The organism is Paenibacillus sp. B46(2026) (genome assembly GCF_056786355.1).
In genome coordinates this window covers 4552323-4565145 of sequence record NZ_CM165907.1, presented here as the reverse complement: position 1 = coordinate 4565145, position 12823 = coordinate 4552323, and the positions used below count along the sequence as shown (strand labels likewise).

Here is a 12823-nt window from a genome sequence, read left to right as displayed (position 1 = left end):
GGGAACATTGAACTCCATCGAGTAGATAAGGTTCTATGATATAATACATTACAGAGATTGGAATGGTATTCGAAAATAAAGTAATACGTGAACATCTAAGAATCTTATGAAATTCTAGATAGAAAGCAGGTTTAACGTTTAATGACGTCAAATGAAAGTCAACGTTTTCGTTACAGTGAAGCTCCGGTCTGGGATTGGCAACGAGCTTATTATGAACAGAAAGGGCTGGAGGCATGGACTGAGAATCAGGTGCCTCAATATATCACCAGTAATCCAATGATTGCAACGGCGTATGCAGAGATGATTTTTGGTTTTCTCCAGGACCTCGCGAACAAGGGACAGATCACTGAGACCGTGACCATTCTGGAACTTGGGGCGGGGGTTGGGCGTTTGGCACATCAAATCCTCGTTAAACTGATCGAGTTAAAGGATTTTGCCGGAATAGAGTTACCTCCATTCAGATATGTGATGACTGATCTTGTAGCAGAGAATGTGCTGGGCTGGAAAGAGCATCCCTCGATGCAATCCTTTATTCAACAAGGCATACTGGATTTTGCACGTTTTGACGCTGTAGAAGATATGGAATTGAATCTGGTCGTCGCAGGCACGGTTATTCAGCCCGGTGATCTGAAACAACCGTTGTTGTTGATTGCCAATTACTTTTTTGACAGCATCCCGCAGGAACTAATCTACATTGGGGATGGAGAGATATATGAGTGTGATCTGCTTGTTCAGTCTCCGGATCATCGTGAACTTGATCCCGCTGAGATGCTGAAGAACATGACGCTGAGTTATGAGTATCGCCGGGCGCCCGAATACAGTGCAGATAACTATCCGTATTCGGAGCTGATCACATTGTACAAGGCGGAGTTGGAGGATTCACATATTCTTTTTCCTGCCATTGGCTTGTCCTGTCTTGAACGCTTGAACAAATTGTCACAGTCAGGTTATGTGTTGATTACCGCTGATAAAGGGGATCATCGTCTGGATAACTGGAAGTTCGCAGAGCCACCCGAATTCGTTCTTCACGGGAGTTTTTCTCTAACAGCCAACTACCATGCGATTCAATATGTCCTGGACCAAAAGGGCGCCCATACTCGATTCACGACACATCATTATAAAGATCTGAATGTTGGGTGCATGTTGATGTTGGAAGAACCGATGGATTATGTGAACACGCGGCTGGCCTACCATCGATTTGTCGAACGTTTTGGACCGGATGACTTTTTCAGCATGAAACAATGGGTAGACTCTCGAATAGAGAGTATGGAGTTGAAGCATATTTTACCGTTTTGGCGCCTGGGCGGATATGATGCGGAGTTCTTGATTCACAGTGCTACGCACATTTCCAGTCTTCTTCCTGATGCAAGTGATGAGGAAATGCTCGATATTCAGTCCGGCATTCATACGATGTGGTCCTCCTACTATGTGATGGAGCAGCAAGGGGGGCTGGCATTTCTGGCAGGGCAGCTATTATATGAGATGTATATGTATGAGGATGCGAAACGGTTTCTGGAGATATCTTTGGTTGCAGATCCGAGTAACCACAATCCAGCCGTCTTGTACGATTTGGCTGTGTGCTGTTATGAACTTGAACTGGAAGAAGAGACCCTGGCATATACCCATAAAGTACTGGCTCTGGAACCTGATCATGAAGAGGCGACAGCGTTACTGCAGAGTTTTGAGTTGATCTGAACAAAATAATTGTAGTAGCATTAGAACCACTTACTCTTGAAGCGAAGTACGATGAGCAGAAGTTCTGTCCGTACAACCTTTAAGCCGGTCTCGTACCTTAGTCAGGTATGAACCGGCTTTTATTATTGAATGGGGGATGCCAGATGAAGATTATCATTGGACAACCGAGGCTGGAAGAGCATTTACTGCAGCTCGAAGCCGAACTCAAGCAACACCCTGATGCAGATGTATTGTTTTTTCCTGAAGGTTATCTGAACCAGAATGTCGAGGAAGCTTGTCGTCTGGCGGCTGAATATGGAACTATGATTGTATCAGGTCATCGCAGGTTAGACGAACGTCCGAAAGACCGGTCGATTATCATCAGTAAGGCTGGAGAGGTTGTCTTGGAGAAAGCTAAATATACATCTGCTGAAGTGGTTGAGGAGAAAGGGTGGGTGATAAGCACTTTATTGTGTGATGAACTGGTCCTGCAAGGATTTCGCAACGAAAATATAGAACACGTGGACATCATTATGCATTCGATTGGTGTGGGCATGTTCAGTGAAGAACAGTATAGCGAATGGGTCGAAGCCGCTCGGCAGATTGCCTTGCAGCATCAATGCGTCGTTATGGGGACAAGCCATGCGGATGGTTCCTACCGCGATAGCGAGATCTCCATTTCCATCGCCTATTGTATAGCGCCGGGCGGAGAGGTTATTCTGGCATCTCATAGTGATACACGTACTCGTACGATTCTTCTGAATAGAGGAGATATAGCTCCTTCAAGTCACACGACGCAAGAAAACCGAATGAATATTACTGTTAGTCCATCCTTTTAAAGCATCGGCATAAATCCCAGATGAATGGGCTGATGAACTTGCCGATTCGCCCGGTCACTTGCACGGAATATGCATATGTTATGGCATACCTTGAAATTCAAAGGAGGCCAATCAAATGAGTCAAGTTGGATACGGTTGTGGTAATGTTGGTGGATTCGGCGGCGGATGGACTTCCACAAGTGCAATTCTCGTGCTTTTCATCCTGCTCGTGATCATCACAAAATCTTTCTGGCTGTAAGTCACGTATAGAATCGTGCAAACAGTGGCTCCGCTGAGACTTCGGCGGGGCTTTTCCTATTAATTAAGAAGCAATATATGCCATCCATGACATTTGACAACTGAAAACAATGTGCTTAAAATCACATAAGAGACTATTAACAGAGATTGAAGGGATAGCAATGCCGTTTATTCGCTTTAAAGGATTCACAGGTCCTCAGCTAGAGGAAGTTGTACCCCAAATTACAGAGCAGATGGCCCTTATTACTCATATTCCACGGGAGAGAATGAAGGCAGAGCGTCATGATGTACAAGCGCTAACACCTTCTCCAGCTTCAATAGAGATTCTGATGTTTCAACGTGACCAGGAGATTCATAACCGGATTGCATCGTCGTTGCAGGCTATTCTGGAAGAAGCATACATGCCGGATGTGCATATTTTCTTCAATATATTGTCACCCGCTTTGTATTATAAACAAGGCAAGCCGCTGACAGATTATCGATTGGATTGAGACTGCCCGGGGATCTGGGTGCTTAACAGATGTTTTTGTTATAAAAAAGAGCCGCTTCCGATCCTTCTCGGAAACAGCTCGGACGAGCAGATTGTTGCTCGTCTTTTTGCTTTAGATCTTCATCGATTGCTTAGCAACGCGGTGGCTCCTGTATACCCGGCTCAACGATATAGAGCATAGTGCAGACCCGATAAACAAGGCTCCACCAATGAGGTATACCCATTGAATATCGAGTTGATCGGCGACCAGACCGAAGATGACGATGGAGATACTCATGACCATGGAGATCAGGACGCCGTGTGCGGCGTATACCTTGGACAGAGATTCGACAGGTACACTGTTCTGAAGCGCTGTGTGTTGAACCGCATCACGTATCTGGTAAGCCAGACCCATGAGTATACATAATAGCAGAGCAAGCCAAGGAAGATTGTTTAAACCATAAGCGATGGTCATCAGGCCGAAGAGAAGCGACCCCATGGTCATGCTAGCGATCAGATGCTTCTGAATCCATTTGGCCAGAGCAAGAGCCAGAAAGCCACCAAGCAGGGTTCCAACAGCGTAACTGGAGTTCATGAGTCCCCACCAACCTTCTCCTCGTCCCAGTGCTTCTTTCACAAAGGCCAGTGTAATAACACCAATCCAGATGGAACTGGCCAGACCCTGAGCAATGTCCATAAGCGTAATCAATCGTAAGGATGGATTCTTCCAAAGCATATTCCAGCCTTCTCTAATGACATCTAGCTTGACGGTAGATTTCTCGGGTTGTTCTACAATATCCCGTGTGAGGGAGCCAAGGGTAATCAGGAAGATCAGAACGGCCCAGGACAGGCTTGTAGCTGCCCAGAATATCTGTGACGCACCCCAGTTCATCACTGCGAATCCTGTGATGGCGTATCCGACAATGGTGACAGTCTGATTGGAGAATGAGAGAAGGCTGTTGGCCTTCACCAGGTCTTCTCCCTGAACCAATCGTGGCGCTAAAGCATCCAGTAACGGAGATTCCCATCCCTCCAAAAAGGATAGAATGACAACCCCGATCAACAGAACTGGCAGTTGTGAGGTCAAGTGATTCAACGAAAGGGCTATCCCAGTCATGATGAATGCTTTGGCTACGGGAATGCCGATCAACAGTCTGGAGAATGGGAAACGCTTCACAAGTAATGGCAAAGTAAATCCTGCTGTTATGTGTGCGATGATCCGAATGAATGGAAACATCGCAGCATAGAGTACCGATCCAGTCAGACCGTAAATATACGTAGTGATGACCATGATATATATGATATTAATAAGCGAGAGCAGCGTTTTGGCAGCCCAATACGGATAAAATGCGATGTTCATGCCAAGATGTCCTTTCCGAAACGATATGTCTATATTACGGGCATTGTCATCTTCGCACCACAAACAAAGTTATCATTTTCCCGTCATTTCAGCACAAAAAAAGAAACTGCCCAATAGGACAGTTGTTTTCGGATTTCTATAGATCATGCCATAGTTAGAGTGAAAGCGATAAGCAACATCAACAAGCTGGTCATTCTGACCATAGTCATATAGGGCCTGCTGGGCTCCGTTTCACCCCGGGAAATCCAGCCATACCGTAGATACCAGCCGAATTTTGGGAAACAGAAATTGATGATACAGAGTACCATGAATATAAAAAAGAGGGTTCTCATACCCATCTTCCTTTCTTAACGTACATAACAGATCTCATCTTAACGTTTGCGTCTGGTAAAGATGACCACAATCAGAATAATAATGATAATAATTAACAGAAATTTCATTTGTGTTCCTCCTGATGACAAGTTAAATTAAGTCGAATATTAGTTATCAACTATTACCCATGAATCACATCATTTGAATAACTGTGTTACAATTAAAATATATTGGTTTTATATCAACACATACCATTCGGTTAGTTGTATCTTCATATAAAGTACGAAAACAGAATATACAAACAGTAACGTGTATGAGATGAAGGAGGAAGGCATGAGCCCAAATAATCAACTCTCATTACAATGGGAATTTATCATCTCGAAAGTGAAATCCTCCGTGACGGTAGTCGATGCTACCCTGCCTGAGCTTCCGCTCTTGTATGTAAACGAACATTTTACCCGGCTGACAGGGTACACCTATGAAGAGTCTGTCGGACAGAATTGCCGATTTTTGCAAGGACAGGACACTGACCCCGAAACGGTAATGCAGATTCGTGATGCATTAAAGAAACAACAGTCCATTAAGATTGATATCTTAAATTATACAAAAAGTGGCCAGAAGTTCTGGAACGAACTGAATATTGATCCGATCTTTAATGAATCCGGAGAGTGTTTGTATTTTGTAGGTATTCAATACGATATTTCAGAACGGAAGTATGCCGAGCAGCAGTTGAAATTCGCGACTTCCATGGCTGAGATGAACAGCAGAGGACAGTTGGAGTTCATCGGCAAGCTGAATCACGAGCTTCGTACCCCGCTTAATGGCATTATGGGCATGATTGAACTTGCCAGTATGGGTGAAACCACGGATGAGCAGAAAGAATATCTGGAGCTTGCAGGTCAATCGGGTGAGGTGCTGCTGAACATCATTAACAATAGTCTGGATATGGCGAAACTGGGCAGAGGGAAAATGGATGTGGAGAATATTGAATTTCAACCTCTGAAGCTGATTCAACAGATTATGAAGATACATGAGCCTGCGGCGCAGAATAAACAAATACGTTTATTCTGTCACGCTGATCTGAATGTTCCTGATGTGCTTATGGGTGATCCATTAAGACTTCGACAGGTACTGGATAATTTGCTGAGTAATGCGATCAAGTTCACAGAACAAGGTGAAGTGCAGTTGCAGGTGGATGTGAGGCAACAACTGATGGATACCGTTGTATTGGTATTCTCTGTGCGTGATACGGGAATTGGCATTCCTCGGCATCAGATCGAACAATTGTTTGATGCCTTTACCCAGACCGACATCTCCCATGCGCGCCGATTTGGCGGAAGCGGTCTTGGTCTGACCATCTGCAAAGAACTGCTGGAACTGATGAATGGTCAGATTTCTGTGGAGAGTACCGAGGGGAAAGGTACACAGTTTGAGGTGACAATGCCCTTGCTGCGCCAACAGGCCATTCCCAATGTAGGATAATAATCAATTTAGAACAGCTGAGCAGCCTCGGCTGTTTTTTTAATGTATTGTATTGTTTTACGAACGGGCGTTCTGATATAATGCAAGTGGTGAATGGGGGAGACACAGCATGAGTAAGAGACGCACAAGACGAAAACGCAAAGGTAAGCAAGGCTTCAAAAAGCAGGTACTGACGTTGGTAGCGATGCTGCTGGTAGCCCTTTATGCCTGGGCTGGAGGAGAATGGCCGGAGGAGATACCTTCTCCATTCGGGGGGACTAACAAGAGTGTAGACCATACCATTACGTTCCCTTCAGAGCGTTATCCCGAAACGGCCAACCATATTAAAGCTGCTATCAAGGCAGGGCATTCGGATGTATGCACCATTGATCGTAGTGGAGCCGAAGGCAATCGGGATTTGTCACTCAAGGGTGTTCCGGTCAAAAAGGGTAAGGATCGGGATGAGTGGCCTATGGCGATGTGCGCTGAGGGAGGCACAGGTGCAGATATCCAGTACATTACCCCGAAGGATAATCGCGGTGCAGGTTCTTGGGTAGGGAATCAGTTAAGTACATATCCAGATGGAACACGAGTGAAGTTTGTAGTGAAGTAACGACAGGAAATGGGTGAGCAGAAAAAGGATAGTAATTCCTTCGTTGCGTGGCAGTGGCAGCATGGTACAGGAAAAGGTGAAGAGAAAAACCAGACGTTCAGTCGTCTGGTTTTTCTGGTATGAAGGATTGGAATAAATGGATCTTGTTGACGTATCTATACGAGAACTGATTTTCTATAATTACAGATCCGACTATACGAGTTGCATTCCACTTAAATGGTGAGACCGGATGCTTAACAGACGAGTAACGTGTTCAACCTCATCAAACGGTATCCACAGACTGCCGTGAACGGTACGTAAGGAGAGAATGGATGTATCGGCGGTACGCTCGGGAAACCCGGTTACCGTCTGACCGCTTGTATTACGAACCATGATCTGTTGTTTGCGCCGGATGGCAATTTCTACCTCTTTTTTCATAAGTCATTGCTCCTGATTATGAGATGTTAAATCCATATGTCAATGTTTTCAATGGTTAATTTGACTTCTTTATCTAGTCTATCAGAACTAGGTATAGATTTCCAGAAGAGAAATCAACAATTCTATAGGTGATTTGTCTTAGCTGTGGTTTAGCCGTTTTTGAATGGGGGTTACGGGGTTATATTAGGGTAAAGGAGGGGAACGGAATGACACAATTGATTATTGGGCTGGCCCGTACCGAGAACGAGGCGATATTGATGCTGAATCAGGTGAAAGAGGAAGGCATCAAGGATAAATATGTGGGAGCGGTTGCGAAGGAACAGCTTAATCTTGAGCTGGTGAGTGAGAAGACGGGGTTGCCCAAGGCTTTGAAGGGTACTGGAACGGATGGTGCCTTTGGCGCTTTGAGAGGCATACTGGCTGGTCTGGGGAAGCGAATGGATCAGACGATGTCGATCGGAAATGCAGTACGCAGGCTCGCTGGTAATGAGATGGGGAGTGAGACCGATGATTTGGTGCTTACACTGACGGAAGCAGGGATCTCGGAAGAGGATGCACGGTACTATGAAGATTGGCTGTTAAAGGACCATATTCTGGTTATCGTGGAATGCAGTGAGGAAGAAGCCGCTCGTGTTCGACCCATTCTACTTTTTTAGTTTAATTTAAGGCTGATTTTAGGTTTCTTTAATGTTGGGGAGGTATTCTTATCTTACACCTCCCTTAATATAGATTGGTTTACCGGAAGTCCGGGACCGCAACTCGGACTTTCTAGGCACTGTGAGCTGACGCTTGCAGTGCCTGTTTCATTTTTTTATTATTTTTAATAAAAAGTGTTGCAAAGTTAATTAGTTCATGGTAAGATATTTCTTGTCGCCAAGAAATAATATCCATGCCGGGGTGGCGGAATTGGCAGACGCACAGGACTTAAAATCCTGCGGTAGGTGACTACCGTACCGGTTCGATCCCGGTCCTCGGCATCTTAAAAAGAAAGATCGCATGACGCTTGTTAACCAAGCTGCATGCGATCTTTTTTTATGTTCTTTACTATGAATAACATCTTGTAGCTGATCACTTCACCATGCAGTTCATAAACATAAACCCTGCATAATACATATCAGAAGGTACATTTACCTGACTTTTATGAAGAGACGGAACAATGGTGTATACTATCTGTAGGCATATATTACCTTTACCTTGCTGAACGATATAGGTTCAACTACACATTTACACGATAACGGAGAGGACAGATATAACCTGAAGAAGCGAAGCGTTCGCGTTTATCACCGGATTTTCCCTTTCAAAAGGGAATCAAAAAATCTGGGGATAACAGCGATCGGAAGGTTGTTCTGTCATCGGAGTGCCCGTGTAAATAACCATATTTGAACTTGTATAGAGTCACAAAACCAATAAAACAATCTTATGGACGGAGGACTCAAGTTTATGTTGAAACAGCTTAAGCCATACAAGGTGTTACAGGAGCGCAGAATTGAAGAACTGAAATCGGATGCGTATCTGTTGGAACATCAGAAATCCGGGGCCAAAATTGTACTTTTGTCCAATCAGGATGACAACAAAGTATTCAGTATCGGTTTCCGCACACCTCCGGAAGACAATACAGGGGTAGCCCATATCCTCGAACACTCCGTGCTCTGTGGGTCCAAGAAATTTCCGGCCAAGGATTCTTTTGTTGAGTTGCTGAAGGGTTCATTGAATACATTCCTTAACGCCATGACGTATCCCGATAAGACGATCTATCCGATCGCAAGTCGTAATGATCATGACTTCCATAACCTGATGGATATTTACCTGGATGCGGTATTGAATACAAATATTTATGAGAATGAAAAGATATTTTTGCAGGAAGGCTGGAACTACAATCTGGCCTCTGCAGATGATGAATTAACCTACAACGGAGTTGTATATAACGAGATGAAGGGTGCCTTTTCTTCGCCGGAACGAATGGTGCGCAGAGAAGTGTTGAACTCCCTTTTCCCGGATACCACATACTCCTCCGAGTCTGGCGGATTCCCGGAAGCTATTCTGGATCTAACGTATCAGGGGCTGCTGGATTTCCACACGAGATACTATCATCCTTCCAACAGTTACATCTATCTCTACGGGGATATGGATATGGAAGAGAAGCTGCAATGGCTCGATGAGAACTATCTGAGTGCATATGATCGAATCGAGATTGATTCGGCCATTCAACTTCAACCTGCCTTTGCAGAGCGGGTGGATACGGTCAAGACTTACTCTGCGGGGAGTACGGAATCGGAAGTGGATAACAGCTTCTTGACCTACAATGCGGTGATCGGCACAAGTCTGGATAAGGAACTGAACATTTCGTTTCAAATTTTGCTATACGCCCTTCTGAACGCTCCGGGTGCGGTATTGAAGCAGGCGTTGCTGGATAAGGGCATTGCCAAGGATGTCTACGGTTCGTATGATGACAGCCTGTATCAGCCTGTATTCACCGTTGGACTGAAGAAGAGTAACCTGGCGAGCAAAGAGGATTTCCTGGGAACGGTCAAAGAAGTGCTTGAGCGTGTGGTGAAAGAAGGCTTTGATCCTAAAGCGTTGCTTGCTGGAATTAACTCGTATGAGTTCAATCATAGAGAAGCGGACTATGGCAGAATGCCGAAGGGCCTGATCTACGGATTCTCTTCCCTGCAAAGCTGGCTGTACGATGAGGAAGCACCATTCACCCATTTGGAAGCCAATGACGTATTTGCTGAACTGCGGACGAAAATGAACGAAGGTTACTTCGAGCAATTGATCGAGAAGTATATATTGCAAAACACACATACTTCCTTTGTGGCGCTTACCCCGGATAAGGGGCTGAATTCACGCAAAGAAGAATCGCTGAAAGCACGTCTGAAAACCATTCAGGCCGGTCTTAGCGAGGAAGAAGTTCAGACGTTAATTCAGAAAACGGAGGCACTCGCCGAGTATCAGAATACACCTTCAACCAAAGAGCAGCAGCAGGTCATTCCGACGTTATCGATTGAAGATATTGAATCGAAGGCCTCTACGTTGCATCAAACGGTGAACCAGGTCGACGGCACAACCATTCTTCATCATAACCTCTACACCAACGGAATTGGTTATCTGAGACTGCTGTTCGATATCAAAGAAGTGCCACGTCATCTCCTGCCGTATGCAGGATTGCTCAAGAATGTACTGGGTTACGTGGACACTCAAAACTACTCGTTCAATGAACTGTCCAATGAAATCCATATCCATTCAGGCGGTATTCATAGCGGGATTGGATCTTATGCCAACGCGCATAAGCACAATGAATTCAAGGCTACCTATGAGTTCAACGCAAAAGTGTTATATGACAAGCTTGGATTTGCCTTTGACATGATCAAAGAGATCGTGTTCACGTCCCGATTCGATAATTCGAAGCGATTGTACGAGATCATCTCACAGATGAAGGGCAATCTGCAGCGTAATCTGATCAATAGCGGACACTCTGCGGGAATTGGCCGGTCTTCGTCCAAACATTCAGCGGTTGCGGATTTCAGAGAAGCTGTAAGTGGCATTGCCTTTTACCAGTGGCTTGAGGATCTTCAGGCGAACTTTGAGGCTAGAAAAGAAGAGTTATCTTCCAGTCTGCAAGAGTTGACGGGGTATATTTTCAGACCGGAGAACTTGCTTGTTAGTTACACTGCCGATGAGCAGGGATATGAAGGACTGGAGCAACAGGTGTCCGATCTGAAAGCGAAGCTGTTCACACATGAGGTTGCCAAGGAAGAGTTTACGTTCTCACCTGCAACTCATAAGGAAGGATTCCGTTCCCCTTCAGAGGTGCAGTACGTGGTGCAAACGGGCAATTATATCGACAAAGGATATCAATACACCGGTTCACTACGGGTCTTGCAGGGAATTCTGTCCTTGGATTACTTGTGGACCAATATCCGCGCCAAAGGCGGGGCCTATGGCTGTATGTCAGGCTTCAGACGAAACGGAGACAGCTACGTTGCATCGTATCGTGATCCGAACCTGGATAAAACGTACAAAGTATATGAAGAAATACCGCAATATTTGACCGATTTCCGGGCAGACGAGCGGGAGATGACGCGTTATATCATTGGTGCGATTCAGGATCTCGATACGCCGAGAACACCTTATGGCGAAGGGGCGTTCTCGCTGGAGTGTTATCTGTCGAATGTGACTGAAGCGGACCTGCAACAGGAACGTGACGAAGTGTTAAGCACGAAGGAAAGCGACATTATCGGTTTTGCTGAGCTCTTATCGGCCATACTTGAACAGCAACAGCGCTGCGTGATCGGTAATGAGAACAAGATTGAGGAACAGAAGCAAATGTTTGACGAGACGCTGGATTTAATTAAAAACTAAGCGTTAGTCGCTTATTCCCCGATCGAATAGGCGTCAAAGCGAAAGGCACTTTTATGAGCTGGTTTCAACAGCTATAGAAGTGCCTTTTCTAATGGGGAGGGACTGTCTCCATCCCATATGAGAATGTGTGACACGCTGCATTGTTCACGTGACGGCGAGCATGTTGTATATTTTCAGGGTCCGCAGATCTTCCTTTGAGATTTTTAATTCATTATATAACTCCTGATTCTCGGGCAGCGGGGTTCTGGAGAATAACATTTTGAGCGCGATAGGCATGAAAGGTCTGAAGGAGACACCAGCCATCAGTCCCCATTTTTTCTCCGATTCCTGAAAAGACGCCAGAATATTAATATATAGGTTCTCCAGCGGCGTAGCCTGATTTTTCAAAATCAGCGTGGTGAGTGTATCATAATGCTCGGTGTGGCCCCAATACATATTCTCGCACTCCTGGTAGTTCTCAAAATCCTTCACATTCATATACATTACGGTGCGATAACGGTTGGCATCCGACTGAGCCATCATATCAATGACACAACGAATGAGACTGTTGTTACGCCCGTCATAGAAGTAGGAATAGAAACGGGTGGAGTTCTTGAAAAAGCTGGACGGGACCGCATTCATCAGGGGAGAAGCGTGTCTAGGTTCTTGGTACAAGAGTTGCTCCACCTGAATGTTGAGTGCGTTCGCAATATGGTGTAACGTGACCAGATCAAGTGTAATATCTCCGCTTTCATATTTGGATAGCGTGCCCTTACTCTTGAAGATCTGATCCGCCAGCTGTTGAATGGTCAGCCCCCGCCACTTCCGAAAGTTTCGTATTTTCTTGCCAACTTCCTGATTGATATTGTTCATAACCGGTTCTCCTTATGCCAATGTTTCTTGAGAGTACGTGAAAATGATGAAAGTCATTCATAAAAATGATGTTATATGAGAAATATATCACTTTTTCACGGAAATACCTATTTTGAAGAAACAATAAACTTCATTTGTTTCGTCAGAATAGATTGTATTACATTTGATGCAATTCCTGCGTCATGAAATAATAGATGTAATACGACATGAAACGACAATGAAAAAGT

Annotated in this window: 12 protein-coding genes and 1 tRNA gene; 9 read left to right on the top strand and 4 right to left on the bottom strand. The window is 44.9% G+C overall.

What is annotated here, in order from left to right:
- The first annotated feature begins 141 nt into the window (after window positions 1–141).
- The 4 genes from AC1S8V_RS20480 to AC1S8V_RS20465 all read left to right on the top strand — a co-directional run bounded on the left by AC1S8V_RS20480 (window position 142) and on the right by AC1S8V_RS20465 (window position 3241).
- A complete protein-coding gene (locus AC1S8V_RS20480) occupies window positions 142–1695 on the top strand; it encodes a tetratricopeptide repeat protein (protein ID WP_482070527.1) in 1554 nt (517 codons plus the stop codon).
- Window positions 1696–1838: 143 nt separating this feature from the next.
- Entirely contained in the window at window positions 1839–2513 is a 675-nt protein-coding gene (locus AC1S8V_RS20475) for a hypothetical protein (protein WP_482070526.1), read from the top strand.
- A gap of 115 nt (window positions 2514–2628) precedes the next feature.
- The gene (locus AC1S8V_RS20470; protein WP_083679583.1) at window positions 2629–2751 is read left to right on the top strand and encodes a sporulation protein YjcZ; all 123 of its coding nucleotides are present in this window, start codon (window positions 2629–2631) and stop codon (window positions 2749–2751) included.
- A 160-nt stretch (window positions 2752–2911) separates the two neighbouring features.
- Window positions 2912–3241 (top strand): DUF1904 family protein, encoded by a 330-nt coding sequence (locus tag AC1S8V_RS20465; protein WP_145323102.1) that lies wholly within the window; start codon window positions 2912–2914, stop codon window positions 3239–3241.
- 111 nt (window positions 3242–3352) lie between these two features.
- Here AC1S8V_RS20465 and AC1S8V_RS20460 read toward each other — a convergent pair whose 3' ends face one another.
- Together AC1S8V_RS20460 and AC1S8V_RS20455 are read right to left on the bottom strand one after the other, a co-directional pair.
- Window positions 3353–4579: an MFS transporter gene (locus tag AC1S8V_RS20460; protein WP_482070525.1), complete on the bottom strand. Its 1227-nt coding sequence runs from the start codon at window positions 4577–4579 to the stop codon at window positions 3353–3355.
- A 143-nt stretch (window positions 4580–4722) separates the two neighbouring features.
- Window positions 4723–4911: a DUF6199 family natural product biosynthesis protein gene (locus AC1S8V_RS20455; protein ID WP_482070524.1), complete on the bottom strand. Its 189-nt coding sequence runs from the start codon at window positions 4909–4911 to the stop codon at window positions 4723–4725.
- Window positions 4912–5224: 313 nt separating this feature from the next.
- Between AC1S8V_RS20455 and AC1S8V_RS20450 the strand changes: the two genes are divergently transcribed.
- Both AC1S8V_RS20450 and AC1S8V_RS20445 read left to right on the top strand, forming a co-directional pair.
- The gene (locus tag AC1S8V_RS20450) at window positions 5225–6373 is read left to right on the top strand and encodes a sensor histidine kinase (protein ID WP_482070523.1); all 1149 of its coding nucleotides are present in this window, start codon (window positions 5225–5227) and stop codon (window positions 6371–6373) included.
- Between the two features lie 109 nt (window positions 6374–6482).
- A complete protein-coding gene (locus tag AC1S8V_RS20445) occupies window positions 6483–6965 on the top strand; it encodes a NucA/NucB deoxyribonuclease domain-containing protein (RefSeq protein ID WP_449004869.1) in 483 nt (160 codons plus the stop codon).
- 192 nt (window positions 6966–7157) lie between these two features.
- On the opposite strand, the gene AC1S8V_RS20440 is transcribed toward AC1S8V_RS20445, so the two are convergent.
- Window positions 7158–7382, bottom strand: a complete 225-nt coding sequence (locus tag AC1S8V_RS20440) for a hypothetical protein (protein ID WP_017687353.1) — start codon at window positions 7380–7382, stop codon at window positions 7158–7160.
- Window positions 7383–7588: 206 nt separating this feature from the next.
- Between AC1S8V_RS20440 and AC1S8V_RS20435 the strand changes: the two genes are divergently transcribed.
- From AC1S8V_RS20435 to AC1S8V_RS20425, 3 genes are all read left to right on the top strand, one after another.
- Entirely contained in the window at window positions 7589–8038 is a 450-nt protein-coding gene (locus AC1S8V_RS20435) for a hypothetical protein (protein ID WP_482070522.1), read from the top strand.
- Window positions 8039–8273: 235 nt separating this feature from the next.
- A tRNA-Leu gene (locus AC1S8V_RS20430) sits at window positions 8274–8359 on the top strand.
- Between the two features lie 463 nt (window positions 8360–8822).
- Window positions 8823–11744 (top strand): insulinase family protein, encoded by a 2922-nt coding sequence (locus tag AC1S8V_RS20425; protein WP_482070521.1) that lies wholly within the window; start codon window positions 8823–8825, stop codon window positions 11742–11744.
- Window positions 11745–11888: 144 nt separating this feature from the next.
- Here the strand turns inward: AC1S8V_RS20425 and AC1S8V_RS20420 are convergent, their stop codons facing one another.
- Window positions 11889–12596, bottom strand: a complete 708-nt coding sequence (locus AC1S8V_RS20420; protein ID WP_017687366.1) for a helix-turn-helix domain-containing protein — start codon at window positions 12594–12596, stop codon at window positions 11889–11891.
- Between the last annotated feature and the right edge of the window lie 227 nt (window positions 12597–12823).

Bases quoted from the DNA above. Each gene is read 5' to 3' on its own strand.
- AC1S8V_RS20445 (WP_449004869.1), top strand. From the start codon at position 6,483: ATGAGTAAGAGACGCACAAGACGAAAACGCAAAGGTAAGCAAGGCTTC.
- AC1S8V_RS20460 (WP_482070525.1), bottom strand. From the start codon at position 4,579: ATGAACATCGCATTTTATCCGTATTGGGCTGCCAAAACGCTGCTCTCG.
- AC1S8V_RS20455 (WP_482070524.1), bottom strand. From the start codon at position 4,911: ATGAGAACCCTCTTTTTTATATTCATGGTACTCTGTATCATCAATTTC.
- AC1S8V_RS20425 (WP_482070521.1), top strand. From the start codon at position 8,823: ATGTTGAAACAGCTTAAGCCATACAAGGTGTTACAGGAGCGCAGAATT.
- AC1S8V_RS20420 (WP_017687366.1), bottom strand. From the start codon at position 12,596: ATGAACAATATCAATCAGGAAGTTGGCAAGAAAATACGAAACTTTCGG.
- AC1S8V_RS20440 (WP_017687353.1), bottom strand. From the start codon at position 7,382: ATGAAAAAAGAGGTAGAAATTGCCATCCGGCGCAAACAACAGATCATG.
- AC1S8V_RS20450 (WP_482070523.1), top strand. From the start codon at position 5,225: ATGAGCCCAAATAATCAACTCTCATTACAATGGGAATTTATCATCTCG.
- AC1S8V_RS20480 (WP_482070527.1), top strand. From the start codon at position 142: ATGACGTCAAATGAAAGTCAACGTTTTCGTTACAGTGAAGCTCCGGTC.
- AC1S8V_RS20435 (WP_482070522.1), top strand. From the start codon at position 7,589: ATGACACAATTGATTATTGGGCTGGCCCGTACCGAGAACGAGGCGATA.
- AC1S8V_RS20475 (WP_482070526.1), top strand. From the start codon at position 1,839: ATGAAGATTATCATTGGACAACCGAGGCTGGAAGAGCATTTACTGCAG.
- AC1S8V_RS20465 (WP_145323102.1), top strand. From the start codon at position 2,912: ATGCCGTTTATTCGCTTTAAAGGATTCACAGGTCCTCAGCTAGAGGAA.
- AC1S8V_RS20470 (WP_083679583.1), top strand. From the start codon at position 2,629: ATGAGTCAAGTTGGATACGGTTGTGGTAATGTTGGTGGATTCGGCGGC.